This window comes from Nocardia sp. NBC_01503 (genome assembly GCF_036327755.1).
Lineage (GTDB): Bacteria > Actinomycetota > Actinomycetes > Mycobacteriales > Mycobacteriaceae > Nocardia.
Window position 1 is genome coordinate 1346496 of sequence record NZ_CP109596.1, and the last position, 25788, is coordinate 1372283.

Here is a 25788-nt window from a genome sequence, read left to right on the forward strand (position 1 = left end):
TGGCGTCGCACCCGCCCCAGCGCGACCGCGCGTCCTGCGCGGCGGCACCGCCCCCGGACCAATCGCCTCGGCGCTGAAACACCACACTGCCGCCGCGAGCGACCCGATTGGCGCGAGCACGCCCCTGGCGCATTCGGACCGGCGACACGCGATCCGTGCCGCCCGCGAATCGCGGGCCGCGCAGCGTATTTCCTGCGATTTCCTGCGCCGCAGCACTTCGTGCGCGGAGTGGAGGGGCTATGCCAAGGCCCCCGGACACAATTCATGTCCGGGGGCCTTGTTACGTCAGTGGCTCAATCGCGCTGGGCGACGGTCACTTTCAGTGCGAGTGGCCGTGGTGGCTGTGCTCGGCCTCTTCGACCGGCTTCTCCACGATGGCGGACTCGGTGGTGAGGACCATGCGGGCGACCGAGATGGCGTTCTCGACCGCGGAACGGGTCACCTTGACCGGATCGATGACACCCTCGGAGACCAGGTCGCCGTAGGTCAGGGTGGCGGCGTTGAAGCCGTCCTTGCCATCGGTGACCTTGGAGACCACGACCGCGCCGTCGACGCCGGCATTGCTGGCGATCCAGAACAGCGGGGCCAGCAGGGCCGCGCGCACGACCTCGACGCCGACCGCCTCATCGCCCGAGAGGGACGCCTTCAGATCGGCCAGCTGCGCCGCGGCCTGCACCAGGGCGGTGCCGCCGCCGGGGACGATGCCCTCGGCGACCGCGGCCTTGGCGGAGGACACCGCGTCCTCGACGCGGTACTTGCGCTCCTTGAGCTCGGTCTCGGTGGCCGCGCCGACCTTGATCACCGCGACGCCACCGGCCAGCTTGGCCAGCCGCTCTTCCAGCTTCTCGCGATCCCAGTCGGAGTCGGTGTTCTCGATCTCCTTGCGCAGCTGCGAAACCCGCGCCGCGATGGCATCGGCGGTGCCGGCGCCCTCGACGATGGTGGTCTCGTCCTTGGTGACCACGACGCGACGGGCCTTGCCCAGCACCTCGAGGCCCGCCTCGCGCAGCGTGATGCCCAGATCCGGGTTGATCACGGTGCCGCCGGTGACGATGGCCAGATCGTCCAGGAACGCCTTGCGACGGTCACCGAAGAACGGGGCCTTCACGGCAACGGCCTTGAGGGTCTTGCGGATCGCGTTGACCACCAGGGTGGAGAGCGCCTCGCCCTCGATGTCCTCGGCGATGATCAGGACCGGCTTGTTCGACTCGGCGATCTTCTCGAGCAGCGGCAGCAGGTCCGGCAGGGAGCTGATCTTCTCGCGGTTCAGCAGGATCAGCGCATCCTCGAGGACGGCCTGCTGAGTCTCCGGATCGGTGACGAAGTACGGGGACTGGTAGCCCTTGTCGAACTGCACGCCCTCGGTGATCGCCAGCTCGGTCTGGGTGCTGGACGACTCCTCGATGGTGACCACGCCGTCCTTGCCGACGGTGGTGAGCGCCTTGCCGACCAGCGCGCCGATCTCCTCATCGCGCGAGGAGACGGTGGCGACCTGGGCGATGGCCTTCTCGCCGTCGACCGGGGTGGCCATGGCCTGCAGGGCGGCGGTGACCGCGTCGGCCGCCTTGTTCATGCCCTTGCCCAGGGTCATCGGGTTCGCGCCCGCGGCGATGTTCTTCAGGCCGCCCTTGATGAGCGCCTGGGCCAGCACGGTGGCGGTGGTGGTGCCGTCACCGGCGACATCGTTGGTCTTGGTGGCGACGCTCTTGACGAGCTGCGCGCCGAGGTTCTCGAACGGGTCCTCGAGATCGATATCGCGGGCGATGGTCACGCCGTCATTGGTGACGGTCGGGCCGCCGAACGACTTGGCCAGCACCACGTGCCGGCCGCGCGGGCCCAGGGTGACCTTGACGGCGTCGGCGAGCTTGTCGACGCCGCGTTCCATAGCCCGGCGAGCCTTCTCGTCGAACTCGATCTGCTTTGGCATGTGTGTACCTGCTCCTGAAGTGGGTTGGGAGTGAACGCATTCCGCCCCGGCCGAAGGCTTCTGCAAGCGACGACGCGGGGCGGAGTGTCCGAGGTTTCGAAGGGCGGAGCCCCTCGAAGGGTCCCGGAGAGTCGTTCTACTTGGTGACGACTGCCAGCAGGTCGCGCGCCGACAGGATCAGGTATTCGCCACCGGCGTACTTGATCTCGGTGCCGCCGTACTTGCTGTAGATGACGACGTCGCCTTCCTTGACGTCCAGCGGAATCCGCTTCTCGCCATCTTCGTCCCAGCGGCCGGGGCCGACGGCGATGACGGTGCCCTCCTGGGGCTTCTCCTTCGCCGTGTCGGGGATGACCAGGCCGGAGGCGGTCGTCGTCTCGGCCTCGTTGGCCTGGACGAGGATCTTGTCCTCGAGCGGCTTGATGTTCACGCTCGCCACGTTGAGCCCTCCACTTTCAGGGGTCTTCGCGCCCGGGGCGGTTCCCCGAGCTCACGGTTTCGGTCACGTTGCTGACGCTGCGCACAAGCCCCGTCGTCGCGGGTGCCGGGACCATGACCCAGTGCCACCTAGCACTCTATACACGGGAGTGCCAGCGCTCAAGGTGGGGAGGTGCCAAATTGCCTCCGCTTCGCTCCGGCGGGGTCGCGGCCCTGCAATCCCGCTTCTTCCCTCCCTCCGCTCCTCCGCTGCGCTCCCCCGCTCCACTCAGTCCAGAAGCGGGCCGGGCCGCGACCCTGCGGTAATACGACACGCCGAGAGGAACGGCCGATGAATCTGAGGGCTTCCAAAGAAATACGAAAATCTGTAACGTTCGGATAACGGATTGTGACACCATTGACGACGGCTGCGTGGCAGGCCGCATCAAGCGCGTCACGTCACGGGTCGAACAGTTACACAGTTGCTTCCAGTTCCACCGTTGCTTCACCCCACTGCGCGGGAGCACTCCGCACAGAGCTGAGACGAGAGCCTTACCGCAAGTGATCGCTGGCTGGTCCCGACGCCCCATCGGACAAGGGCCCCGCCGGATCCGTAGCTCGGAATCGTCCGTCAATCACACGACGGTTCCAGAGTCCGTTCGAGATGGTCGTCTGTACCAGGACCATCCGCTCGAAGGGAGGTGAACATGCGAACATCCCTCGGCATCTCCGCCGGGAGTGAGGTGGTGTGCTCGGCGACGGTCGCCACCACCCCGAACGGTCTACAGAACTTCGACTATCGAGTCGTCACCGCGGATACCGCCCATAGCGATCTCGGCGATCTGGTGGCCTCCTCCATCGAGTTGATGACCACCCAGATCTCCCGCGATACCGTGCATCCCCTCGGCATGCATCCGGCAGCGATCGCGGCCGCCGCACACCATGATTCGGCACCGGGACCACCCGGTGACATCGCGGTCGCCTACCGGGATCGGGAACAGGCCCAGATCATCCGCTCCGCCATCGGCCGGCAACGCCGCGATGTGCGGCTCATTCCGGAAAGCACGGCGGCACTGGCCTTTCTGCGACATACCGGACTGCTGGATCGCTACCAGACGGTGGCGGTGCTCGATCTCGGAGCCACCGGTACCACGGTCACCGTGGCCGATCACGCCGACGACACCGTACTGCGCTCCGAGCGCACCGCGACGGTGAGCGGTAATGCCGTCGACGAACTGATCCTGCAGCATCTGCTGGACTGCCATCTGGCCCGGCGCGGCACCCGCCCGAATCGGGGCATGCTGCTCAATCGTTCGCGCGCGGCCAAGGAACATCTCTCCATCGCGCCCGCGGTGACCATCGACCATGTGGCCGGGCAGCCGATCAAGCTCACCCGGGTGGACTTCGACGAGTTGGTCTCGGATCTCCTGCGGGAGCTGGCGGTCTTCGCGCGCGCCGTCTTCGCGCGCGCGCCGAAGTTCCCGGAGGTGGTCGCGGTCATCGGCGGGGGCGCGAATACGCCCGCGGTGCTGGCCACGCTGGAGCGTCAGCTCGATGTGCCGGTGCTGACCGTGCCGGAGCCGGAGGCGGCGATCGCCAAAGGCGCGGCGCTGGTGGCGGATTCGGCCGCTCCGACCGCCTTCCCGGTGATCAGCCGGGGATCCGAGGCGCCGATCGGCACCTTCACCAAGCTGGCGGGCACGCTCGCCGGGGCGATCGTCGTGGTCGGGTTGATCATCGGCTACGGCGTCAAGGAGCTCGTCCCCGAACCACAGGGCACCAACTATTCGCCGCCCACCACCGGCACACAGCAGCCGGTCGTCCCCACCACGCCGCCGAGCGGCCCCACCTCCGGTGCGAACACCACGATCAACCAGAACCCCTCGCACCACAGCACACCCGCCACCACCCCGTCCGCGGGTCAGCAGGGCACTGCGCCCAGCGGCGCGCCGTCGACGCCGTTGACCACGATCAACCAGCCGCCGCTGCGGCCCGATCCGGGCCTACCGCAGATTCCGTTCCCGTCCGATCTGCCTCGCCTGCTGGGTCCGCTGCTGGGTACCACCCTGCCGCCCACCGACCCCATCGAACCGAGCACCCCGGGCTCCACTCCGCCCGGCTCCAGCACTCCGGGGCTGCCCCGCAACAACTCCGGCTCATCGAGTGGCACCACCACGACGCTGGTCCGCCCCACCGATTAGTCAGCCGCGCTCCGAAACAGCCGCCATCGCAGCGATGACGCTCCGGACGGCTGAGTCATGTTCCGGGTCCCCCGGTTTCTCGGGGCGCGGGAAGCATTGGCTGGAGGCCGAATTCGGGCACCGATAGCGTCGCTGCGGGGATCGGCCCCGGAGTGACGGGAGTGTGCATGCGAATCAAGAACGCGCTGCTCGGATTGACGGCGGCGGCCAGCCTGGCACTGTCGGTGCTGTCAACCGCGCCGTGGCCATGGTGGATGCACGGTTGAGCGGCATGCGCCCCGGCCCGCACCCCGTCATCCCGACAGGTTTTCGGTCGGGTTCTACCTCTGCCGGTGTGGATCCCGGCCAAAAGCGCGCCGGGATGACGAGAGGTACTGCGCCGGGATGGGCGGGGGCCGGTGGTCGGTCAGAGTTGGCTGGTGGAGACGGGCAGGCCCGGATCGGTGGCAACGGTGAGGGCGGAAGGGGTCGCGCCGCCCGCGATCACATGCGCGCCGAGGGTGGCGATCATGACGCCGTTATCGGTGCAGAGGCGGGGTTTGGGGACGCGCAGGGTGATTCCGGCCGCGGCGCAACGCTCTTGCGCCATGGAGCGGATTCGCGAGTTGGCGGTCGCGCCGCCACCCAGCACCAGGGTGTCCGAACCGATGTCCTGTACGGCGCGGACGGCCTTCATGGTGAGCACGTCTGCGACCGCTTCCTGGAAGGAGGCGGCGATATCAGGGATGGGGAGTTCGCGCCCGTCCCGCTGGGCGGCCTCGACATAGCGGGCCACCGCGGTCTTCAGCCCGGAGAAGGAGAAGTCGTAGCGCGGGTCGCGGGGTCCGGTCATACCGCGTGGGAACGCGATGGCGTGCGGATCGCCTTCGGCGGCAATGGCATCGAGCACCGGTCCGCCGGGATAGCCGAGGCCGAGCAGGCGTGCCACCTTGTCGAAGGCTTCACCCGCGGCGTCGTCGACGGTGCTGCCGAGTTCGACGATCGGCCGGGACAGATCGGTGACCTGCAGCAGATGCGTATGTCCGCCGGAGACCAGCAGCGCCACCGCCGGCGGCATCGGCCCGTGTTCGAGGGTGTCGACGGCGACGTGTCCGCCCAGGTGGTTGAGCGCGTAGAACGGGATATCCCACGCTGCCGCATAGGCTTTCGCCGCCGCCACGCCGACCAGCAGCGCGCCCGCGAGTCCGGGTCCGATGGTGACGGCGAGCGCATCCGGCTTCTCGATATCGGCGGCGGCCAGGGCCCGGCGCATGGCGGGCACGATCGCCTCGAGGTGTGCGCGCGAAGCGATTTCGGGTACCACGCCACCGAATCGCGCATGCTGGTCGACGCTGGAGGCGACCTCGTCGGCGAGCAATTCGCAACTGCCGTCGGGCAATCGGCGCACGATGCCGACTCCCGTTTCGTCGCAGGAGCTTTCGATACCCATGACGATCATGACAAGACCTCTGTGTCCTCCGGGAACCCGGCGTCCTGGGTGTACCCGGCCATGGCGGGCTTGCGCATGGTGTACGCGTCCGCTCCGCTGGGCTGGTAGTAGTTCTTCCGCAGGCCGATGATGTGGAAGCCGTGCTTCTCGTACATGGCGATGGCGGGGGTGTTGTCGGTGCGGACCTCGAGGAAGACGGGTCCGCCGCGGCGTCCGGCCTCGGCGAGCATGGCGATCAGCAGGTGGGTGCCGACGCCGCCGCGATGCAGCTCCGGGTCGACGCCGATGGTGTGGATCTCGGCTTCGGGCTGATCGTCGGTGCCCAGCAGGGCGATTCCGGCGTAGCCCATCATGCGGCCGTTCTCGTCGCGCGCGGTGATGTACCGATTGTGGGAGGCGGCCAATTCGGAGAGGAACGACACCTCATGCCAGGGGTCGTCCTCCGGGAAGAGCACCTGTTCGAGTTCGGCGCAGCGCACGGCATCGGCGGGCCGCATCGGTTCGATGCGGATGGTCATCGGCCCACCTGCGCATAGCTGCGTTCGACCGCGTCGGGGCGGCGCAGATAGAGCGGGACCAGCGGTTCGGGGGTGACGCCGGCGAGCATGTCGCGGGCGGCGATGCGCACCAGACCGGACGGCGACGGTGTTTCGACCGGCAGGACCGGCAGGTCGAAGTAGTCGACGTGCGAGGCGGATCCGGCGATGACGGTCGCCGAGCCCGGGTCGAGGTCGGCGGGCTTGCTCACCTCGGGGCCTTCGATCCGGCCCTCGGCGCGGTAGCGCGCCCAGTACACCTCGCGGCGGCGGGCATCGGTGACGACGAGCAGTTCGACCGGTTCGGCCGGGGTTTTCAGGTAGCTCTCGGTATCGGCGGCGATGGCGTCGAGGCTGCATACGCCGTACACGGGCACACCGAGCGCGTCACCGAAGGCGGCGGCGGTGGCCATGCCGACGCGCAGTCCGGTGAACGGTCCGGGACCGATTCCGGTGACCACGGCGTCGATCTCGGCTCTGGTGCGGCCGGATTCGGCGAGGCAGGCCAGGATCTGCGGGGTCAGCACCTCATTGTGCGCGCGTGCGTCCACGGTCACCTTGGAGGTGAGCGTGGTGATGCGAGGTGCGGTTTTCCCCTCGTCCGCCGGTTCCAGTTCCACCAGTCCCGCCGTCACGGCAGGGGTCGAGGTGTCGACAGCCAATACAAGCATGATTGCCCTAACGATACCGGGTGGTCGCGGCCACTCGACCCCGTGTGTACCCGTGCCCTAGTTGGCCGACACCCACTCCCATTCGGCGGTGCGGATGTCGGAGTCGAATTCGCGGCGCAGCAGCACGCGCAGGTGGCGGTCGGCGAGGTGTTCGACAACACCGAGACCCCATTCGACGACGACCACCGCATCGTGCAGATCGGTGTCGAGGTCGAGGGCGTCGAGTTCGTCGAGGTCGCCGCCGAGGCGGTAGGCGTCGACGTGCACGAGCGCGATGGAGCTCGGGTCACTGCCCGCGCGATGCTGGCGGGCGATGATGAAGGTCGGTGAGCTGACCCGGCCCTCGACGCCGAGACCGGCCGCGATTCCGCGGGTGAGCGCGGTTTTGCCCGCACCCAGCGGACCGTCCAGGATGACCAGATCACCGGGTTGCAGCTGAGCGGCGAGTTCGCGGCCGAGGGCCTCGGTGTCCTCGACGGTGGGCAGCGTGCGCATACCGTGCGCGCTCATCGGGCACCGCCGATATGGGTGCGGACGACGCGACCGCGTGGGGCACAGACGATTTCGTAGTGGATGGTGCCGGCGGTGTCGGCCCACTCCTGCGGATGCGGGGCGCCGGGCGCGCCGCCGAAGAGGATGGCGGTATCGCCTTCGCGTACTCCGGCGGCATTGTCGCCGAGGTCGACCACCAGTTGATCCATGCAGATGCGGCCTCTATTGGGTCTGCGGGCGCCGCCGAGCCAGACATCGAAGCGGCCGCCGAGGACGCGCGGCACTCCGTCGGCGTATCCGGCGGGGATGAGGGCGACGGTGGTGTCGTGTGGGGCGATCCACTCGTGCCCGTAGGAGACGCCTTCACCGGCGGCGACCTGTTTCACCAGGGCGACGCGGGCGCGGAAGGTCATGGCCGGGCGCAGGCCGAAGTCGGAGATCTCCGGGATCGGGGAGAGTCCGTAGACGGCGATGCCGGGGCGGACCATATCGAAGGCCAGGTCCGGGCGGGTGAGGGCGGCGGCGGAGTTGGACAGGTGGACCAATTCCGGTTGCAGCCCCTGCTCTTTCGCCTCGGCAACGCACTCCAGGAAGCGGTCGCGCTGCAGATCGATGGAGGGGTGATGCGGTGCATCCGCCTGTGCGAGATGCGAGAAGATGGCGCGGAAGCGGACGGTTCCCGCCGCCACGAGTTCCCGCAGCAGGCTCAGCACCCGCGGGTATTCGGTCTGTGAGACGCCGTTGCGATTGAGCCCGGTATCGACCTTGAGCGTGAGGATCGCCATTCGATTCAGCTCGCGCGCGGCCCGCGCCACCGCCTCGAGATGCGCCACCGAGGAGACCGCGATCTCGATATCGGCGGCGATGGCGCGGACGTAATCGGTGTCGGAGGTGTTGAGCCAGCACAGAATCGGCGCGGTGATGCCTGCCCTGCGCAGCTTCACCGCCTCCTCGACGGTGGTGACGCCGAGTTCGCGCGCACCCGCCGCGAGAGCGGCCTTTGCGACCTCGACCGCGCCGTGGTTGTACCCGTCCGCCTTCACGACCACCATGACCGCCGCGTCACCGGCGTGCTCGACCAGAATGCGCACGTTGTGGGCGATGGCCTCGAGGTCGACGACGGTCTCCACCTGCGGATCGGGGTTGTTCACGCCCCCGATCCTGCCATCTCCGGCCACGCGACAGCGGTCACACCCGGGTCAGGCGAGGTGTGGGGCGTAGGTTGCCTCGAGTGCGGCCAGTGCCGCGGTGACCGATGACTCGTTTGCCGGGAGCAGCGGAAGACGGACATCCGGGGTGGGGATGCGGCCCTGCGCGGCCAGCACACCCTTGAGAACAGTCGGATTGGGTTCGGCGAACAGAGCCGAGGCGAGCGGAGCCAGGGTGTTGCCGATCCGGCGGGCGCGGTCGATGGGTCCGGTCCGCCAGGCGGCGATGAGTTCGGCGTAGGCGGCGGGCGCGATATTCGCGCAGGCCAGAATGGCTCCGGTGGCGCCGAGGGCGAGCAGTGGCGCGGCGTGGAGGTCGTCACCGGCCAGCACCGCGGTGTCCGCGGCGGCGCGGCTCATGAAGGCGATCGTCTCGTCGTCGATACCGCCCGCGGTGTATTTGAAGCCCGCGACATTCGGCAATTCGGCTATGCGACACAGGGTTTCGGCTCCGAGCGGGCGGCCGGTGCGATACGGGATGTGATAGACCACCAGTGGGACCGGGCTGGCGGCGGCGAGCTGCCGGAAGTGTTCGACGACACCGGCTTCGGAGGGGCGCAGGTAGTACGGCACGACCGTGAGCGCGGCCGTGACGCGCGGATCGAGTTCGGCGAGTGCTCGCACCGAGGCGGCGGTGACATTCGATCCGGCGGCGGCGATCAGCGGAGCCCGGCGTTCGGCGCAGACCTGCGCGCAGATATCCACGACGCGGCGGCGCTCATCCGCGCTGAGCATGTCCGGTTCACCGGTGGTACCGAGGGCGACCAAACCGGTCGCGCCCGCATCGAGGACCTCGTGCGCGAGGCCCTCCAGTGCCGTGGCGGCGATATCGCCGGTCGCGGTGAACGGGGTGATCAGCGGGACGAACAACCCTGTGAGTGTCATGGCTTCAGCGTGGTCGATGTGGACCGTCACGTCTATTTCATGTTTCTTCGGGCAAGCATAAGCTGGGCTGATGCTGGATCTGCGCCGTCTGCGCCTGCTTCGGGAGCTCGCACACCGTAGGACGATCGCGGCCGTCGCCGAGGCGCTGTCGTACACGCCCTCCGCCGTGTCACAGCAGCTCACCGCACTGGAGCGGGAGACCGGCGTACCGCTGCTGGAGCGCACCGGCCGCAGCGTCACCCTCACCCCGGCGGCGCTGCGCCTGGTCGAGCACACCGAGACCATGCTGGCGACCCTCACCCACGCGACCGCCGAATTGGCCACGGCGCGAAACGAACTCACCGGCGCGCTGCGCATCGGCGCCTTCCCGACGGCGGTGCGCACCATCCTCTCGCCCGCCCTGGTCAGCCTCAGTCGCGCCCACCCGCACCTGGAACTGCTTGTGACAGAACTGGATCCAGCAGCCGCGCCCGCCGCACTGCGCGCCGAGACCCTCGATATCGCCCTGGTACAGGAGTACGACTACGTCCCGATGGATCCCGAACCCGGACTCGACAGCGAACCGCTGCTGACCGAGACGATCCACCTGGCCGCCCCGGTCCCGGCGACCACGGTCGCGCACGCGTCCGGCGTTCCCGCCGCGACAGACTCATCCGCCCCCGATCCCGAACCTCTTGCGGTACAACGCGATTCGCCGTGGATCGCAGGCACCCCGGGCACGCTCTGCCACACCATGACCGTGCGCGCCTGCCGAGCGGCCGGATTCTCACCGCGCATCCGCCATCACGCGGATGATTTCGGCGCGGTGCTCGCCCTGGTCGCCGCCGGTCAAGGTGTGGCGCTCGTCCCCGATCTGGGCGCGCTGTCGGTGCCGGAGGGAGTCACGTTGACCCCGTTGCCTACTCGGCGACGCACCCGCCTGGCGTACCGCCGTGGGGCCGCGGAGCATCCGATTGTCGCGGCGGGCCGGGCCGCCCTGCACGCCGCGGTTGGTAATGCCGAGTGAGCCCGCGGTCGTCCGGGTCGCGGATGCGGCCCGCGATCAACACGGAACCGGGGATCAGCTGCGACCCCCGCTCGCCGTGCGCACTCCGGCCGGTAGCACCGGCATTGTTCGAGCTGGGCGCGTACAGCCGGATGATCCAGGGGTCCGGTCAGCGGGTGGAGAGTTCGCGCAGGGTGCCGATGGCCGCGCGAATGTGCTGTTGCAGGGGTGTGGCCGAGATGGGTGCGCCCGCAGCGGAACTCGCGTGTGCGGCCAGGTTGGCGGCCAGGGCGTGTACGCGGGCCGCGGCGGCGGCCGACCAGGCCGGATCCCGGCCCGCCGCCAGCAGGGCGGCGAGAATGCCGGAGAGGACGTCGCCCGAGCCCGCGGTGGCGGCCCAGGAGCCGCCCGCCTCGTTCACCAGCACCGGGCGGCCGGGGGTGGCGATGAGCGTGGCGCGGCCCTTCAACAGGACGGTCACCTGCCAGGAATCGGCGAGTTTACGTACGGCGGCAACACGATCGGGGGCCGGATCGGCTCCGGTCAGGCGGGCGAATTCACCGGCGTGCGGGGTGAGGACGGTCGGGGCCGTGCGCCCGGTGAGCAGGCCGGGGTCTGCCGCCAGGAGCGTGAGACCGTCCGCGTCCACGACGACGGGAAGATCGGTGGCGAGAATTTGGGCAAGACGGTCGTGGGCCCCGGAGTCGGTGCCCGCACCCGGGCCGAACACCCAGGATTGCACCCGTCCGGTCTCCGAAATCGTCGGGGACGCAATGATTTCCGGGAAGTGCTCGAGCACCTGTGCCGCACCGGTCCCGGTGTAGCGAACCATGCCGGAGGTGGCGGCCACCGCACCCCCGGTGCAGAGAATCGCCGCGCCCGGATAGGTGGCGCTCCCCGCGCAGACCCCGGTGACACCCTGGGTGTACTTGTCGTCGGTCGCATGCGGGACCGGCCATCCGGCACCGATCGACTCCACCTCCAGCGCAGCGAGATTCGGCTCGGGCAGCCGTAACCCGATGGGCACCAATTCGATTCGCCCGCAGTAGGGTGCGGCCAGCGCGTGCACCGGCTTGTGCGCACCGAAGGTCACGGTGACAGCGGCTCGCACCGCCGGACCGGTCACCGCTCCGGTGTCCGGATCCACACCGCTGGGAAGATCGACCGCGATGATCGGAACCCGCACCTCGGCAACGAGTTTCGCGGCTTGGGGCCGTAGCGGTCCCCGCCCGGAGATGCCGACGATCCCGTCGACGACGAGGTCGGGTCCCGCTCCGGCGCGGACACGCGCACCGGCGGCACCTCCGCGCCTGGGCCCACCGGCGGTCTCTGCGCGCACCAGCTCACCAGCGGTGTCCCCCGGCACCGGCGCACCGGTCAGCGCGCGGCGCGCATGCGCACCGGACGCATCGGTGTGGACGCGTCCGCCCGTCTTACGCAGGGCCGCGAGTCCGGCCGGATGCGCCCGGTCGGGCGAGAACAGCACGGCATCCACCGCCACACCCCGCCGCCGCAGCAACGATCCGGCCCACAGCGCGTCGCCACCATTGTCCCCGGACCCGACCAGCAGCGTCACCGCCCGCCCGGCCACGCCCCCGGTGCGTTCACGCAGTTCCCGCACCACCACCTCGGCCAGCCCGAAAGCCGCCCGCCGCATGGGCATTCCCTCCGGAACACGGGTGAACAGCTCGGCCTCCGCCGCGCGCACCTCATCGGCCGAGTAGTACCCGCGCAATGCCGAATCGTGCATCGTTCGCCTCCCGCGACAGCGAGTTTTCGAAGGTTCTTCCGAGGAGCCGCACCCCACCTGTCTACGACCAATGCAGACTACGCCCCGCGGTCGCGAGCACCGGACGCCCGCGCGGCCCACCGTGAAATCGCCGCCTTCGTCATCCCGGCACGCTTTCGGGCGGGATCCACCGAGCGAGGTTGCGGTGCGCCGGGTGTGGATCTCCACCTGACGCCCGCGGGGACGGCCTGGATTCCGGGCGGGTGACCACCTGCGAATTGCGCGCAAATGGTGGGGGTTACGCTGGCTGCCATGCCTATCCGCCGCCACTCGTCCGCCCGTGCCCTGCTGCTCGTGACCGTTGTCGCGGGGGCTCTGGTCACCGGCGGATGCGGTTCGGATTCCGCCGAAACGGCCGCACCCACCACCACCGTCGCCGCCTCCAGCTCGGCCGCCGTGCCGTCCGGTCCGCGCCAGCCCGCCGATGTGACCGTCGATGTCGCGGATATGAAGTTCTCCCCGGCCGCCATCACCGTCAAAGCGGGCGACAAGGTCACCTGGAAGTTCTCCGACAAGGCCCCGCACGCGGTGCAGGGCATCGGCGATATCGCGCTCGGCATCAACAGCCCGATCATCCACAAGGGCGAGTGGAGCTTCACCTTCACCACCCCGGGCACCTATCGCTACCTGTGCCCGCTGCACCCGGATATGAAGGGCACGGTCACCGTCGAGTGAAACCCGCCCGGGCGATCGGGTAGCGCGCTACTCGACGGTGACGGACTTGGCGAGGTTGCGCGGTTTGTCGACGTCGTAGCCGCGGGCCTGGGCTACTTCGGCGGCGAAGATCTGCAGCGGGACAGTTGCCAGCAGGGGCTGGAAAAGGGTTGGGGCGGCGGGGATTTCGATGAGATGGTCGGCGAAGGGGCGGACGGTGTCGTCACCCTCCTCGGCGATCACGATGGTGCGGGCGCCGCGGGCCTGGATTTCGCGGATATTGCTGAGCAGCTTCGAGTGCAGGATGGCGCGGCTCTTCGGGGAGGGCATGACCACGAAGACCGGGAGACCCTCTTCGATGAGCGCGATCGGACCGTGTTTGAGTTCGCCCGCCGCGAAGCCCTCGGCGTGGATGTACGCCAATTCCTTGAGCTTCAAAGCGCCTTCGAGGGCGACGGGGTAACCGACATGCCGGCCCAGGAACAGCACAGTGGAGACGTGCGCGAGTTCGCGGGCGAGCGCACGCACCTGATCACCCGACTCCAGTACGCGGGAAACGAGTTTCGGCATGCCCTCGAGTTCGGCGAACTCCCGCGCGACCTCGTCCGGATATTTGGTGCCGCGGGCCTGCGCGAGCGCCAGACCGACCAGGTAGTTGGCGGTGATCTGCGCCAGGAACGCCTTGGTGGAGGCGACGCCGATCTCCGGTCCGGTGCGGGTGTAGAGCACGGCATCGGATTCACGGGGAATCTGCGCGCCATTGGTATTGCAGATGGCCAGGACGCGCGCCTTCTGATCCTTGGCGTGCCGCACCGCTTCGAGCGTGTCGGCGGTTTCACCGGACTGCGAGATGGCCACGACCAGGGTGGAGCGGTCCAGAACCGGGTCGCGGTAACGGAATTCGCTGGCCAGTTCGACCTCGACGGGCAGCCGGGTCCAGTGTTCGATGGCGTATTTGGCGAGTAGCCCCGCGTGATACGAACTGCCGCAGGCGACCACGAACACCTTGTCGAATTCGCGCAGTTCCTGATCGGTGAGGCGCTGTTCGTCCAGGACGATGCGGCCGTCGAGGAAGTGTCCGATCAGCGTGTCGGCGACTCCGGCGGGCTGCTCCTCGATCTCCTTGAGCATGAAGTAGTCGTGGCCGCCCTTCTCGGCGGCGGCCAGATCCCAGTCGATGGTGAAGGGGCGGGTCCGCACTCCTTCGGTATTGCCGTCGAAATCGGTGACCGCGTAGGTATCGGTGGTGATGACGACGGCCTGATCCTGGCCGAGCTCAACGGCTTCCCGGGTGTGTTCGATGAAGGCGGTAACATCGGAGGCGATGAACATCTCGCCCTGACCGACGCCGATCACGAGCGGGGTATTGCGGCGTGCGGCGATGATGGTGCCGGGGTGGTCGGCGTGCGCGAAGACCAGGGTGAACGCGCCTTCGAGGCGGCGCACCACGGCGAGTGCGGAGGCGATGAAGTCTCCGGCGGTCGCGCCTTCGGCGTAGGCCCGCGCCACCAGGTGCACGGTGACCTCGGTGTCGGTATCGCTGCCGAGTTCGACTCCGGCGTCCTCGAGTTCGCGGCGCAGCGGCGCGAAGTTCTCGATGATGCCGTTGTGCACCACCGCGACCCGTTCGCTCGCATCCCGATGCGGGTGCGCGTTGCGGTCGGTGGGCGCGCCGTGCGTGGCCCAGCGGGTGTGGCCCATACCGGTGGTGCCGACGCATCGGCCGACTCCGGTGACGGCGAGTTCGGCCTCCAGATTGGCGAGGCGTCCCGCTTTTCGTTCGACGGCGAGCCCGCCCTTACCGTCGAGAATGGCGACTCCGGCGGAGTCGTAGCCGCGATATTCCATGCGGCGCAACGCGTCAACCACCACGCCGAGGGCATCCCTGTACCCGACGTACCCCACGATTCCGCACATGGGGCACCAGCCTACCGAGACCGGAGCGGTCTGCGAATCCGGATGCGCGCGGGACCGGGCGAAACGCCCCAAGCACGCGGCGATCGGATAAGTTCACTGTCGTGTCGGCGTCTGTGAAATCGCTCCTGAGCAGTTTGACCGCCCGCGGCCCGCATTCGGTGCTGCGCGGCAACCTCGGCATAGCCGGGCAGCCGGGCGTGGTCTACACGCCCGAGAAGGGGCTGAACCTACCCGCGGTGGCGTTCGGTCATGGCTGGCTGGCCGGTGCGGCGAACTACCGGCGACTGCTCGAGCATGTGGCCTCATGGGGCTATGTGGCGGCGGCGCCGGATACCGAACGCGGGCCGATCCCTTCGCATCTGAACCTCGCGACGGATCTGGTAACCACCCTGGATATCTGCACCGGGGTGCGGCTGGGTTCGGGCGATATCAGCGTGCACCCGGACAGGCTGGCGCTGGCCGGGCACGGCATGGGCGCGGGTGCGGCGATCATCGCCGCCTCGCAGCGTGAGGTGGCGGCCGTCGCCGCCCTCTATCCCTCTCCCACCGCTCCATCCGGTGAGGCTCTGGCCCCCGGAATCGACACCCCCGCACTGATCCTGGCCGGTGCCGCCGACCTCGATTCGGTCAGCTCCAATGCCATTCCCCTGGCCGCCGCCTGGGGTGGCCCGGCCACCCTGCGCGCGGTGGACAAGGCCACGCACAACGGCATGGTCGAGGGCCGCCGCGCCCTGGCCGCTCTCGGCGCGGGCAAGCATGAACCCAAAACCGAACGCCTCACCCGAGCCCTCCTGGTCGGCTTCCTCAACTACACCCTCCTCGGCGACAAGAAGTACAAACCCTTCGCCGACCCCGAAGCCCTCATCCCCCACACCGAAATAGTCGACCCCGAGGCCATCGAGGAAGAACCCGCCGAACCTCAGAAACTCCCTATCCTCCAACTGGTCCAGGCACTTCGGAAGTAGTCGCCGAGGCGCGCCGGGTCGGCGGTCATTCGACCGCATTCGGCGGAGGGTCCGGGATTTCGACCCCGGAGTCGGGGATTTCGACGGCGGCGTCGCCATGGTTGTCGAGTGGCGGATTGGCCTCCGGCGCAGGACCTTCCACCAGCGGTGGGTCGTCCTTGCCCGGTGAGATCTGATCACCACCGGGCGTTGGGCCGTTGCCGTCGGGTGGTGGACCGGTCCCATCGGCTGGAAGACCAGCACTATCGGGTGGCAGGGCAGTGCCGTCAGGGGTCGGCGAGGTCGCACCGTCGGTGGGTACGGGGACTTCGCCACCGGGGACCGGATCGGTTGCGGCACCGTCGGGTGCGGGGAGGCATTCCCCTTGCGGGGCTCGGCCATTTCCCGGCGGAGCCGGGTTGGCATCGGGCGGCGCTGGGCATTGCGGCGGTTGGGGCGCGCACTGACTCGCGGGTAGCGGGGTGCCGGGATCAGGCGACGGCGAGTCACCACTCGGAGCGGGCGGGCATCCATTTTGTGGGACTTCACTATTCGCGCCCGGCGGGGTTGAGCACCCTGGTGGTGTCGTTTCTCCGGGGTCGGTATCCGGTTGTGGTGGAGTGGGTTGCGCTGATGTGCCCTTGTCGGTGGGCGCGTCCGAGTGGGGGTGGGCGGGGTCGGCCGAAGTATCCGGGTCGTCGGGTTCAGCCGGATCGGTTGAGGGGTGCAGCAGGTCGGTCAGACCGGAGAGGTCGAGGCTGGAGAGGTCGAGGCTGGAGAGGAGGGATTTGAGGAGGTCGGCCAAGGCGGAGAGGGGGCTGGTGGTCGAATCGGATTGGGGGGCTTGGCCGGTCGGAGCTGTCGCCGCGGTCAGATCGCTGGCGGTCGCGGGGTCGCTTGCGGCGGTGGGATCGGTTGGGGTGGCGGGTGGCGGGCTCGGTGCGACCACATCGGATGAAGTAGCGGGGACAGATTGGGGTTGCGAGGTGCTGTCGGATGGCGCGGTGAACGATTGTTGAGGTCGCGTCGAGGAGACCGGCGCGGAATCCAGGTTGGCTTCGGGCACCACTTGGGGTTGAGTCCGGGACGGGACAGATTCACGGATCGAAGGTGCGGAAACTGTGGATCCACCCGAGTCGGGACCACCCGAGTCGGGGCCGGGCGGGGTGTTGTCGCGATGCGGCTGTGCGGGAACCGATTCCGAACCGGGGGTGGGGTCGGTTGTGAAGCTGGGGAGGGAAAGCTCCACGGGGCGCGGGTAGGGCAGGTCGAGGATTTGGGCGAGGGCTTTTGTCGCGGTGGCGTACTGGGATTCGAAGGCGGCGTCGGCGGTTTCGCAGGTGGCCTCGAAGGTGTCCAGGGCGTGTTCGATCTCGGGTTCGAAGGTGGTGGTGAGCCAGGAGGCGGGGTGGTCGCGCCCTGCTTCCACGTCTTGGCCGAGGAGGGCTTCCACCTCGGCTGGAGACTTGCCGTCGATGGTGAGTTCTCTTGCGCCGCCCGGGATTTTCTCGATCAGGGCCAGGGTTTGTTCGGCCTTGGTGACGGCCGCGGCGTGCAGGGGGTCGATCAAGTCGGCGAGTGCGGTGGCGGCGGTGCGGGCCATGTCGAGATCTTCTCTGGCGCGGCGCAATTGGGTGATGAGCAGGGATTGGGCTTCGCCGCCGGTGCCGCCGGTCCAGATGCCGGGGAGGGATTGGGCCGCCGCGTGCAGGGCGGTCCACTGCGACTCGGCTTCGTCGAGGGCTGACGCCAATTCCGTGCGGGCGGTGGCGAGTCCGGCCAGATCGGTACCGCGCTGCTCGTCGTAGGCGGCTTGCAGGGCGGTGAGGTCGATATCGCGGTGCACGCTGAATGCCTTGACGTACAGGGGCAGGAAGTGTTCCCAGTACTCCAGTCCGGCCGCGCCGTAATCCAGGATCTGGTCTATCGATTTGCCCGCGGAGTCGAAGGTCATGGGTGCACCGCCGTGAGCCGGTCGGCGTGTTCACGGTCGAGGCGTTCGTATTCGGTTGCGGCGTGGGCGAATACGTCGGCGGTGGCCGCGGTGGCGATGCTCCAGTTGTGCAGGCAGGAGGCGATGCGCTCCAGGCCCGCCTGGACGGCCGCGCCTTGCGCCGAGTAGTCGCGGCCCGCACTACCGGCTCCGAAGGGGTGCTCGGTAATGCGGTGGGATTGCTGCCGCAGTGCGTCGGCGCAGGTGCGCAGTGTGCCGATGGTGTTGTGCAGGGCGTCGAGGTCTACGCCGAGCACGTCGAATCCAGGCATCGATCCCCCTCGTCGAACCCCCCGGTTCGGCTATTTGCCCAGGCGGCCTTCGTCTGTGCGAATCCACTCGGTGGACCCGTCCGGATGGTGGTGGAATTCCCAGGCGGAGTAGTCGCCCCCGCTGTCCACGACGGTGACATGGTCGGCGTAACCGTCGTGATCCAGATCCGTCCACACGTGCATGGTGTTATCGCCGCTGGTGGTCACGGTGTCGAGTAGGCCGTCGCCGTCGATGTCCTGGGTGGGGTGTTGTAGCTCGATGGCCCCGAGCGCACCGAGTTCGGTGTGCGAGTCGAGATTCGGCAGATCAAGTCCCGGCAGACCACCCGATGTGACCATATGCGCTCCTCCGCGATGACGTAGCTACCATCCTGTCATCCGCGCATCGGCCACGCAGCACGTTCATACCGATTGTGGATAACTCTCAACTGTGGACAACTCGCCGAGAGCGCACCCACCGTCAACGCTTCGGAATCACCACCCACAGAATCAGGTACAGCACGAACTGCGGCCCCGGCAGCAGGCAGGAGAGTACGAACAGGAACCGGACGAGTCCGGCACTGATACCGAAGTATTCGGCGAGCCCGCCGCAGACTCCGGCAATCCACTTGTCCTGGCTGGAACGGGTGAGACGCTTGGTGGTCGGTGTAGTCATAGCTCCAGTTTCCGTACTCGAGCCGCATCGCACATCGGTCCCCCGACCCATTCCGACCCTGAACTTCGGTAGGGGCGGGGTCAGGGTGTAACCCCGAACAGGGCAGAATCGCGCAGGTGAGCACCACTCTGCATGCGCGCGGACTCGCCGCCGGACACGGCGAACGCACCCTCTTCGAAGACCTCGATCTCGTGCTGGCCCCCGGCGATGTGATCGGCCTGGTCGGGGTGAACGGCGCAGGAAAGTCCACCCTGCTGCGCATGCTCGCCGACGGGAACGCCCCGGAAGGCGAGATCACGCTCAGCCCGCCCGATGCCACCGTCGGCTATCTCGCGCAGGAGCCGGAGCGCGTCGAAGGCGAGACGGTGCTGGAGTTCCTGCGCCGCCGCACCGGTGTCGGTGCGGCCCAGCGCGTCATGGACGCGGCCGCCGAACGCCTCGCCGAGGGTGGCGACGACGAGTTCTCCCCCGCCCTGGAGCGCTGGCTCGCACTCGGCGGCGCGGATCTGGAGCAGCGCGCCGAGGAGGTCTCGGCCGATCTCGGTCTGACCGAGAGCCTCCCGCACGGTCTGGAGACCCTCATGACCGTGCTCTCCGGCGGTCAGGCGGCCCGTGCCGGTCTGGCCTCGGTGCTGTTGTCCCGCTTCGACATTCTGCTGCTGGACGAGCCGACCAACGACCTCGATCTGAACGGCCTGGACCGCCTCGAACAGTTCGTCACCGGCGTCCGCGAACCGCTCATGGTGATCAGCCATGATCGAGAGTTCTTGGCGCGCACCGTGAATCGCATTGTCGAGCTGGATCTGGCGCAGCAGCAGGTGGGCAGTTACGACGGCGGTTACGAGTCGTATCTGGAGGAGCGCGAGATCGCCCGCCGGCACGCGCGCGAAGCCTATGACGAGTTCGCCGACACCAAGGCCGGACTCGAGGCGCGCGCGGGCATGCAACGCAATTGGATGGAGCACGGCGTCCGCAACGCCCGCCGCAAGAGCAAACAGGACTCGGACAAGATGGGCCGCAAAGCCCGTGCCGAGGCTACCGAGAAGCAGGCGTCGAAGGTCAAGCAGACCGTGCGGCGCATCGAACGCCTCGATGCGGTGGAGGAGCCGCGCAAGGAGTGGGAACTGCGCATGGTCATCGCCGCCGCGCCCCGCAGCGGTTCGGTGGTGGCGACCCTCTCGAATGCTGCTGTCACGCGCGGCGAATTCACCCTCGGTCCGATCACCGTGCAGGTCGACTACGGTGACCGCATAGTCCTGACCGGGGCCAACGGCGCGGGTAAATCCACCCTGCTGTCCCTGCTGCTCGGAAAGGCCCAGCCGGACACCGGATCCGCCGCCCTCGGCTCCGGCGTCGCGATCGGCGAGGTCGATCAGGCGCGCGGCCTGTTCCGCGGAACCGGCACCCTCGCCGACACTTTCAGCGCGGAGATTCCGGATTGGCCCGAGGCCGAGGTCCGCACCCTGCTCGCCAAATTCGGTCTGCGCGGCCCACATGTGCTGCGCCCCAACGACACTCTCTCACCGGGCGAGCGCACCCGCGCGGCCCTGGCCCTGCTCCAGGCCCGAGGCGTCAACCTGCTGGTGCTCGACGAGCCCACCAACCATCTCGACCTGGCCGCCATCGAACAGCTGGAGCAGGCGGTCGAATCCTTCACCGGCACAGTCCTGCTGGTAACCCACGACCGCCGCATGCTCGACAATGTGCGAGCCACCCGCCGCTGGCACCTCGAGGCGGGCAACCTCACCGAGGAGTAGCCCGGGAAGGCTCAGACCGCGGAGACCAGCTTCGCGAGGTCTTCGGCCAGCCGCTGGGCCTGGCCGGAGTCGGTGGCCTCCACCATGACGCGCACCAATTGTTCGGTGCCGCTGGGGCGGAGCAGGATTCGGCCGGTATCGCCGAGGAGGCGTTCGCCTTCGGCCACGGCGTCCAGGACCTCGGGGGCGACTGCCACTGCGGCCTTGTCGGAGACGTGCACGTTGATGAGCACCTGCGGGACGGTCTGCACCACGGCGGCGAGATCGGCCAGGGTGCGGCCGGTTTCGGCCATGCGGGCCATCAGCTTCAACCCGGTGAGGACGCCGTCACCGGTGGTGCCGAACCGCGGCAGCACGACATGGCCGGATTGTTCGCCGCCCAGGTTGAGGCCGCTGCGACGCAACTCCTCCAGCACGTAGCGGTCGCCGACGGCGGTGGTGCGCATGGCGATTCCGGCATCGCGCATGGCGATGTGCAGGCCGAGATTGCTCATGACGGTCGCGACGAGAGTGTTCTCGGCGAGCTCACCGGAGTCGCGCATGGCGAGCGCGATCACCGCCATGATGGCGTCACCGTCGACCACATTGCCCTCGGCATCGACGGCCAGGCAGCGGTCCGCGTCGCCGTCCAGGGCCAGCCCGAGATCGCCGCCGTGTTCGCGAACGGCGCGCTGAATCTGCTCCAAATGCGTTGAGCCGCAACCGTCATTGATGTTCAAGCCGTCAGGGTCGGCATTGATGGCGATAACGGTCGCACCGGCCTCGCGCAGTGCGGCGGGTCCGACCTCGGAGGCCGCGCCGTGCGCGCAGTCGACCACCACGGTGAGTCCGCTCAGATCGCGCCCGGTGGCCTCGACCAGGTGCTCCACATAGCGTTCGTGGGTGCCTTCCAGGCTGTACTGATCGGTCGCGCCGAAGAGCTGGCCGGGCTTGCCGAGCACGCGTCCGATGGCGCCGCCGGTCGGACGGTTGTACCCGCCCGCGGCGATGAGGGCTTCGATGCGGTCCTCGATGGCGTCGTCGAGTTTGTGGCCACCGGCCGCGAAGATCTTGATGCCGTTATCGGGCATGGGGTTGTGCGAGGCGGAGATCATCACGCCCAGGCACGCGTCGTAGACGCCGGTCAGATAGGCGACGGCGGGGGTGGGCAGTACGCCGACCGAGAGCACGTCCACGCCCGCGGCGGTCAGCCCGGCGGTGACGGCCGCTTCCAGCATTTCGCCGCTCGCGCGTGGGTCACGTCCGACGACAGCCAAAGCGCGCTTCTTGCCTCGGCTCAAAACCTGCGCCGCGGCGGCGGAAACGGCAAGCGCCAGTTCCGGACTCAGCGAGTCATTGGCGAGCCCGCGGACTCCGTCGGTGCCGAACAAACGTCCCATTACCTCACCCCTGGTCGGTAGATACAGCACGAGAGCAGGCACCCCAGCGATCCGAAAACCGTTGCGGGGGGCCTGCTCTCGTACAGGTTGCCGTGTAAACCGTACCGTGCCCGACCCGGAAAAGGGGCGGGCACGGCGCAAGCTCGACGGCGCAAAAATCAGCGCTTCGAGTACTGAGGCGCCTTACGGGCCTTCTTGAGGCCGTACTTCTTACGCTCGGTGGCACGCGGGTCACGAGTCAGGAAGCCGGCACGCTTGAGGGCGGGGCGATCCTCCGGGGTGACCTCGATCAGGGCGCGGGCGATCGCCAGGCGCAGCGCGCCGGCCTGACCGGACGGGCCGCCGCCGACGAGGCGGGCGTAGATGTCGAAGGACTCGACACGCTCGACGGTCACCAGCGGCGACTTGACGAGCTGCTGGTGCACCTTGTTCGGGAAGTAGTTCTCGATGGTGCGACCGTTGAGCACGAAGTTGCCGGTACCCGGCACCATGCGCACGCGGACCACGGCCTCCTTGCGGCGGCCGACGGTCTGGATCGGACGGTCGATCAGCACCGGGGCGAAGGTCTCCTCGGAGGTGTACTCGGCCTCGTAGCCGTCACCCTCCTCGACAACCTCGACGGTGGTGTCTTCCACGACGAATTCGTCGTCGTTGAATTCCTCAGGAGCGGTCACTGGGCAACCTGCTTGATCTCGAAGGGAATGGGCTGCTGAGCGGCGTGCGGGTGGTTCGGGCCTGCGTAGACCTTCAGCTTGCCGCCGATGCTGTTACCCAGCTTGTTCTTCGGGATCATGCCCTTGACAGCCTTCTCGACCAGACGGTCGGGGCGGGTGTCCATGATCTGGCCGACGGAGCGGGACTTGAGACCGCCCGGGTGCCCGGAGTGGGTGTGGATGAACTTGTTCTCACGCTTGTTGCCGGAGATGGCAACCTTGTCAGCGTTGATGATGATGACGAAGTCGCCACCATCGACGTGCGGAGCGTAGGTCGGCTTGGTCTTACCGCGCAGCAGGTTGGCAGCTGCGACGGAGAGACGGCCGAGCACTACGTCAGTGGCGTCGATGACGTACCACTTACGGGTCACGTCACCCGCCTTCGGGCTGTACGTAGGCACAGTCGTTCCCTGTCTGTCGTATGTGGTGCCAGCCAGGTGTTCGGTCGAGTGACCCCGGCGGCTGGTGGAGACCCGGGACCCGTGTGACAGCCAGGACAAACCCGGCTGTACCGAACGCCAACGAGCCACTGTACCTTCTGCCCGCCGCTGCGCGCCGGGCGGGGTCGCGGCCCCGGAAGTCCCGCTTCTGCCCTCCCTCCGCTCAGTCCAGGAGCGGGACGGGCCGCGACCTTCAGGACCCTTCGGGCGCCTGAATGGATGTCAGATCTGCACGGGCGGGCCGGGGTCTCCGCCGCGGACCGGTCCGGGGACGGTGTAGCGGAGGGTGTCGATGCCCAGGGTCAGGCAATCCAGGTGTTGGGGATCGTCGATGCCGGAGACGCCCGGCCGGGGGGTGATGGAGGCCGAGGGGGTGATGGCACACACCTGATCGATCAGATGGGTGTCGAGCACATCGCCGACGGTGAGGTTGGTCGTCAGCGCGGACAGGTCGATGGGCTCACTGTCGGAGTGCATACCCATCGCGCCGAGCGCGGCCATGCCGATGATGATGGGGGCGCCGAAACGCTTGCCCTTCATCTTGTTCCACAGCTTGTTCTTGCGCTTGTGCTCACCCTCGCCCGATTCCGAATCAGACTGACCGGCACTATCTTCCGGCATCTGCGGATTCGACTGACGCGACCCACTCTGCGGCATCGACCCACCGTACATCGCACCGGCCTGACCAGGAGCGTTTCCGGAAGGACCGGCAAAGTTCGCACCCTGCCCGCCGTATCCGCCCGGCCCGTATCCGCTGCCCTGCTGGCCGTAATTGCCCTGTCCGGACTGGCCGTAACCCTGCTGCGGCGCACCCTGCTGACCGTAACCGGACTGGCCCTGCGGACCGTAACCCGGGCCGTACTGCACCACCGGCGGATTCGGCTGAGCCGCACTCGGATTCGCCTGTCCACCGGACTGCTGGCCACCGGTCGCGGGCTGTTGCCCGCCCGGGTATTGCTGCTGCCCGGTCGAATACTGCTGACCACCAGCTGGATACGGTTGTCCGGCAGCCGGATTCGGCTGATTTCCGGAGCCGGACGGCCATTGCTGCCCGGGCTGGCCGTGGCCCTCCTGGCCGGGCTGCGGTCCGCGGCCCATGACCGAGGTCATCTGATCATCGGCGGGGGTGCCCGGCGGCCGGGTGAATCGACCGCCGACACCGGCCAGACCCGGCGGCAGTCCGCCGCGCGAGGCGGTCGGAATCCGCGCCGCGTCCTCGGCCGTGATCCGCCGCGTCTCACCGGCATCCGCGCCGGGCTGTGCGCCCTGCGCGGCGGCCGGGACCGGATTGGCCGAGGGCAGGGTGCCCGATGCGGGCAGCGGACTCGTCGGCGGCTTCACACCGGTCTGCGGTAGCGGTCCGGTGGAAGGTCCTGCCGGGCGTGCGGATTCGGTGCGCGCCGGACCGGAGTCACTCGGCTGCACAACCTTTCGCGGACCCTGATCGACCGGCCGCGCTTCCACACCATCGACGGGTGGTTCGGCCGCGGGGATGCCGGACTTCGCGGGTGTGCCGGGCTGCGGGGGCGTACCGGGCTGCGCCGGTGCCCCGGCCTGCTGCCCGTGCCTAGGGTGCTCCCCCGTCGAGGGTCCGCCCCGTCCACCGTGTTCGGCATGCCGGGGCATGGCCGAACCCGGTTGCGGGATTTGGGTTTCCGAGCGCGCGGCCATCGCCTCGGCACTCAGCTCGCTGTCGTTGACCAGCAGGTGCGTTGCCCCGAGCACCAGCGCGTGCATCGGATGGTCGGCGACGTGGAAGCGATGTCCGAGATGGTTCTGGAAGGCCAGTCGCAGTGCGTCGTTGAAGCAGACGTTCCCGGCCAGCAGCACGGTGGAGGTGTCGGCGTTGATGCCGCGGGCGGCGGCCATCACCTCGATCACCACATTGTCGGCGGCGCGCGCGGAGTGCAGCGCCTCGGCGGTGATGGGAACGCTCACCGATTCGGTGGGCTCCTCGTCATCCCCGTGTACGGCCACGACCAGGCAGTCGCGTCCGTCGGAGTAGACGCCGGTGGCTCCGACCGCGGGTCCGCGGCCCGGCGAGCGCACCAGTCCGAGCGCCCGGATGTATCCGGAGAGCGCCACCGATTCCGGCAGCGCCTCGGCGACCACGCCGAGCTGTTCGACCAGCCGGATGAACTCGTCGACCTTGGGGTCGGGCCATTCGTCCGGGAACGGTACGGCCAGCACATCGGGCGGCCCGCCCAGATGTTCGGTGACCGAGGCCAGCGGATTGTGCATACGCGCCCGGAAGACCAGGTCGGCGGGCCAGGTCGCGCCCGCCACCACGATCTGCGGGTGGCCCAGGATGTCACGCACATCGGAGATGGCGATGCCGACGTCGGGTCGCCGGTCCACGCCCGCGGTGTGCAACCGACCGGACGCGTCCGCGAGGAGATATGCGGGCGGTGTGTAGGTGCCTTCGACCTGGACGGGACGGATCGACGCGCCGCCGCCACCGGCGGCCACGGACACCACGTCCCAGCCGAGATGCACTGCCCCAACTCGAGCTGTCACAGCCATC

General features: G+C 68.5%; 23 protein-coding genes. 5 read left to right on the forward strand and 18 right to left on the reverse strand.

From position 1 onward, the window contains the following. Positions 1 to 319 precede the first annotated feature (319 nt). Together groL and groES are read right to left on the reverse strand one after the other, a co-directional pair. Positions 320 to 1927: a chaperonin GroEL gene (groL, locus tag OHB26_RS06355; protein WP_330183290.1), complete on the reverse strand. Its 1608-nt coding sequence runs from the start codon at positions 1925 to 1927 to the stop codon at positions 320 to 322. A 136-nt stretch (positions 1928 to 2063) separates the two neighbouring features. Continuing rightward, positions 2064 to 2366 (reverse strand): co-chaperone GroES, encoded by a 303-nt coding sequence (gene groES / locus OHB26_RS06360; protein ID WP_067561862.1) that lies wholly within the window; start codon positions 2364 to 2366, stop codon positions 2064 to 2066. A gap of 685 nt (positions 2367 to 3051) precedes the next feature. On the opposite strand from groES, the gene OHB26_RS06365 reads away from it, so the two are divergent. Beyond that, positions 3052 to 4545 (forward strand): Hsp70 family protein, encoded by a 1494-nt coding sequence (locus OHB26_RS06365; RefSeq protein ID WP_330183291.1) that lies wholly within the window; start codon positions 3052 to 3054, stop codon positions 4543 to 4545. Positions 4546 to 4951: 406 nt separating this feature from the next. On the opposite strand, the gene tsaD is transcribed toward OHB26_RS06365, so the two are convergent. From tsaD to dapA, 6 genes are read right to left on the reverse strand one after another with little or no spacing between them, the layout of a single operon-like run. Further along, positions 4952 to 5983, reverse strand: coding sequence for a tRNA (adenosine(37)-N6)-threonylcarbamoyltransferase complex transferase subunit TsaD (gene tsaD, locus OHB26_RS06370; RefSeq protein ID WP_330183292.1), 1032 nt, complete (start codon positions 5981 to 5983; stop codon positions 4952 to 4954). After that, the gene (rimI, locus tag OHB26_RS06375) at positions 5980 to 6492 is read right to left on the reverse strand and encodes a ribosomal protein S18-alanine N-acetyltransferase (RefSeq protein WP_330183293.1); all 513 of its coding nucleotides are present in this window, start codon (positions 6490 to 6492) and stop codon (positions 5980 to 5982) included. The genes tsaD and rimI overlap by 4 nt, the downstream gene beginning before the upstream one ends. Next, entirely contained in the window at positions 6489 to 7181 is a 693-nt protein-coding gene (gene tsaB / locus OHB26_RS06380) for a tRNA (adenosine(37)-N6)-threonylcarbamoyltransferase complex dimerization subunit type 1 TsaB (protein ID WP_330183294.1), read from the reverse strand. The genes rimI and tsaB overlap by 4 nt, the downstream gene beginning before the upstream one ends. A gap of 57 nt (positions 7182 to 7238) precedes the next feature. Continuing rightward, on the reverse strand, positions 7239 to 7691 hold the full coding sequence (gene tsaE / locus OHB26_RS06385) for a tRNA (adenosine(37)-N6)-threonylcarbamoyltransferase complex ATPase subunit type 1 TsaE (RefSeq protein ID WP_330183295.1): 453 nt from the start codon (positions 7689 to 7691) through the stop codon (positions 7239 to 7241). Beyond that, a complete protein-coding gene (alr, locus tag OHB26_RS06390) occupies positions 7688 to 8824 on the reverse strand; it encodes an alanine racemase (protein WP_330183296.1) in 1137 nt (378 codons plus the stop codon). The genes tsaE and alr overlap by 4 nt, the downstream gene beginning before the upstream one ends. A gap of 48 nt (positions 8825 to 8872) precedes the next feature. Further along, positions 8873 to 9766: a 4-hydroxy-tetrahydrodipicolinate synthase gene (gene dapA, locus OHB26_RS06395; protein ID WP_330183297.1), complete on the reverse strand. Its 894-nt coding sequence runs from the start codon at positions 9764 to 9766 to the stop codon at positions 8873 to 8875. Between the two features lie 70 nt (positions 9767 to 9836). Between dapA and OHB26_RS06400 the strand changes: the two genes are divergently transcribed. Beyond that, complete coding sequence (locus tag OHB26_RS06400) at positions 9837 to 10772, forward strand: LysR family transcriptional regulator (RefSeq protein ID WP_330183298.1); 936 nt, start codon at positions 9837 to 9839, stop codon at positions 10770 to 10772. Between the two features lie 148 nt (positions 10773 to 10920). Here OHB26_RS06400 and OHB26_RS06405 read toward each other — a convergent pair whose 3' ends face one another. Then, positions 10921 to 12501, reverse strand: a complete 1581-nt coding sequence (locus OHB26_RS06405; protein ID WP_330183299.1) for an NAD(P)H-hydrate dehydratase — start codon at positions 12499 to 12501, stop codon at positions 10921 to 10923. Between the two features lie 291 nt (positions 12502 to 12792). Here OHB26_RS06405 and OHB26_RS06410 point away from each other — a divergent pair, with 291 nt between their 5' ends. Further along, positions 12793 to 13215, forward strand: coding sequence for a cupredoxin domain-containing protein (locus tag OHB26_RS06410; protein WP_330183300.1), 423 nt, complete (start codon positions 12793 to 12795; stop codon positions 13213 to 13215). 27 nt (positions 13216 to 13242) lie between these two features. Here OHB26_RS06410 and glmS read toward each other — a convergent pair whose 3' ends face one another. Then, positions 13243 to 15111, reverse strand: coding sequence for a glutamine--fructose-6-phosphate transaminase (isomerizing) (gene glmS / locus OHB26_RS06415; protein WP_330183301.1), 1869 nt, complete (start codon positions 15109 to 15111; stop codon positions 13243 to 13245). Between the two features lie 101 nt (positions 15112 to 15212). On the opposite strand from glmS, the gene OHB26_RS06420 reads away from it, so the two are divergent. After that, on the forward strand, positions 15213 to 16076 hold the full coding sequence (locus tag OHB26_RS06420; RefSeq protein ID WP_330183302.1) for a dienelactone hydrolase family protein: 864 nt from the start codon (positions 15213 to 15215) through the stop codon (positions 16074 to 16076). Between the two features lie 25 nt (positions 16077 to 16101). Here the strand turns inward: OHB26_RS06420 and OHB26_RS06425 are convergent, their stop codons facing one another. The 4 genes from OHB26_RS06425 to OHB26_RS06440 all read right to left on the reverse strand — a co-directional run bounded on the left by OHB26_RS06425 (position 16102) and on the right by OHB26_RS06440 (position 18975). Beyond that, positions 16102 to 18009, reverse strand: a complete 1908-nt coding sequence (locus OHB26_RS06425) for a hypothetical protein (protein ID WP_330183303.1) — start codon at positions 18007 to 18009, stop codon at positions 16102 to 16104. Then, positions 18006 to 18320, reverse strand: a complete 315-nt coding sequence (locus OHB26_RS06430) for a hypothetical protein (protein ID WP_330183304.1) — start codon at positions 18318 to 18320, stop codon at positions 18006 to 18008. The genes OHB26_RS06425 and OHB26_RS06430 overlap by 4 nt, the downstream gene beginning before the upstream one ends. A gap of 30 nt (positions 18321 to 18350) precedes the next feature. Beyond that, positions 18351 to 18659 (reverse strand): DUF6802 family protein, encoded by a 309-nt coding sequence (locus tag OHB26_RS06435; protein WP_330183305.1) that lies wholly within the window; start codon positions 18657 to 18659, stop codon positions 18351 to 18353. Between the two features lie 121 nt (positions 18660 to 18780). Further along, positions 18781 to 18975, reverse strand: coding sequence for a PspC domain-containing protein (locus tag OHB26_RS06440; RefSeq protein ID WP_330183306.1), 195 nt, complete (start codon positions 18973 to 18975; stop codon positions 18781 to 18783). Between the two features lie 116 nt (positions 18976 to 19091). On the opposite strand from OHB26_RS06440, the gene OHB26_RS06445 reads away from it, so the two are divergent. Next, positions 19092 to 20732, forward strand: coding sequence for an ABC-F family ATP-binding cassette domain-containing protein (locus OHB26_RS06445; RefSeq protein ID WP_330183307.1), 1641 nt, complete (start codon positions 19092 to 19094; stop codon positions 20730 to 20732). A gap of 11 nt (positions 20733 to 20743) precedes the next feature. On the opposite strand, the gene glmM is transcribed toward OHB26_RS06445, so the two are convergent. From glmM to OHB26_RS06465, 4 genes are all read right to left on the reverse strand, one after another. Further along, entirely contained in the window at positions 20744 to 22111 is a 1368-nt protein-coding gene (gene glmM / locus OHB26_RS06450; protein ID WP_330183308.1) for a phosphoglucosamine mutase, read from the reverse strand. A gap of 158 nt (positions 22112 to 22269) precedes the next feature. Then, positions 22270 to 22785, reverse strand: coding sequence for a 30S ribosomal protein S9 (gene rpsI / locus OHB26_RS06455; protein WP_330183309.1), 516 nt, complete (start codon positions 22783 to 22785; stop codon positions 22270 to 22272). Beyond that, the gene (rplM, locus tag OHB26_RS06460) at positions 22782 to 23225 is read right to left on the reverse strand and encodes a 50S ribosomal protein L13 (protein ID WP_330183310.1); all 444 of its coding nucleotides are present in this window, start codon (positions 23223 to 23225) and stop codon (positions 22782 to 22784) included. The genes rpsI and rplM overlap by 4 nt, the downstream gene beginning before the upstream one ends. A 261-nt stretch (positions 23226 to 23486) precedes the next feature. Next, positions 23487 to 25781, reverse strand: coding sequence for a hypothetical protein (locus OHB26_RS06465; protein ID WP_330183311.1), 2295 nt, complete (start codon positions 25779 to 25781; stop codon positions 23487 to 23489). Positions 25782 to 25788: the final 7 nt, after the last annotated feature.

Excerpts from the sequence above, each read along its gene's own strand:
- glmS (WP_330183301.1), bottom strand. The coding sequence starts at position 15,111 with ATGTGCGGAATCGTGGGGTACGTCGGGTACAGGGATGCCCTCGGCGTG.
- tsaB (WP_330183294.1), bottom strand. The coding sequence starts at position 7,181 with ATGCTTGTATTGGCTGTCGACACCTCGACCCCTGCCGTGACGGCGGGA.
- rimI (WP_330183293.1), bottom strand. The coding sequence starts at position 6,492 with ATGACCATCCGCATCGAACCGATGCGGCCCGCCGATGCCGTGCGCTGC.
- OHB26_RS06430 (WP_330183304.1), bottom strand. The coding sequence starts at position 18,320 with ATGCCTGGATTCGACGTGCTCGGCGTAGACCTCGACGCCCTGCACAAC.
- OHB26_RS06435 (WP_330183305.1), bottom strand. The coding sequence starts at position 18,659 with ATGGTCACATCGGGTGGTCTGCCGGGACTTGATCTGCCGAATCTCGAC.
- OHB26_RS06410 (WP_330183300.1), top strand. The coding sequence starts at position 12,793 with ATGCCTATCCGCCGCCACTCGTCCGCCCGTGCCCTGCTGCTCGTGACC.
- OHB26_RS06425 (WP_330183303.1), bottom strand. The coding sequence starts at position 18,009 with ATGACCTTCGACTCCGCGGGCAAATCGATAGACCAGATCCTGGATTAC.
- groL (WP_330183290.1), bottom strand. The coding sequence starts at position 1,927 with ATGCCAAAGCAGATCGAGTTCGACGAGAAGGCTCGCCGGGCTATGGAA.
- OHB26_RS06400 (WP_330183298.1), top strand. The coding sequence starts at position 9,837 with ATGCTGGATCTGCGCCGTCTGCGCCTGCTTCGGGAGCTCGCACACCGT.
- OHB26_RS06365 (WP_330183291.1), top strand. The coding sequence starts at position 3,052 with ATGCGAACATCCCTCGGCATCTCCGCCGGGAGTGAGGTGGTGTGCTCG.
- OHB26_RS06405 (WP_330183299.1), bottom strand. The coding sequence starts at position 12,501 with ATGCACGATTCGGCATTGCGCGGGTACTACTCGGCCGATGAGGTGCGC.
- tsaE (WP_330183295.1), bottom strand. The coding sequence starts at position 7,691 with ATGAGCGCGCACGGTATGCGCACGCTGCCCACCGTCGAGGACACCGAG.
- tsaD (WP_330183292.1), bottom strand. The coding sequence starts at position 5,983 with ATGATCGTCATGGGTATCGAAAGCTCCTGCGACGAAACGGGAGTCGGC.
- OHB26_RS06440 (WP_330183306.1), bottom strand. The coding sequence starts at position 18,975 with ATGACTACACCGACCACCAAGCGTCTCACCCGTTCCAGCCAGGACAAG.
- dapA (WP_330183297.1), bottom strand. The coding sequence starts at position 9,766 with ATGACACTCACAGGGTTGTTCGTCCCGCTGATCACCCCGTTCACCGCG.
- glmM (WP_330183308.1), bottom strand. The coding sequence starts at position 22,111 with ATGGGACGTTTGTTCGGCACCGACGGAGTCCGCGGGCTCGCCAATGAC.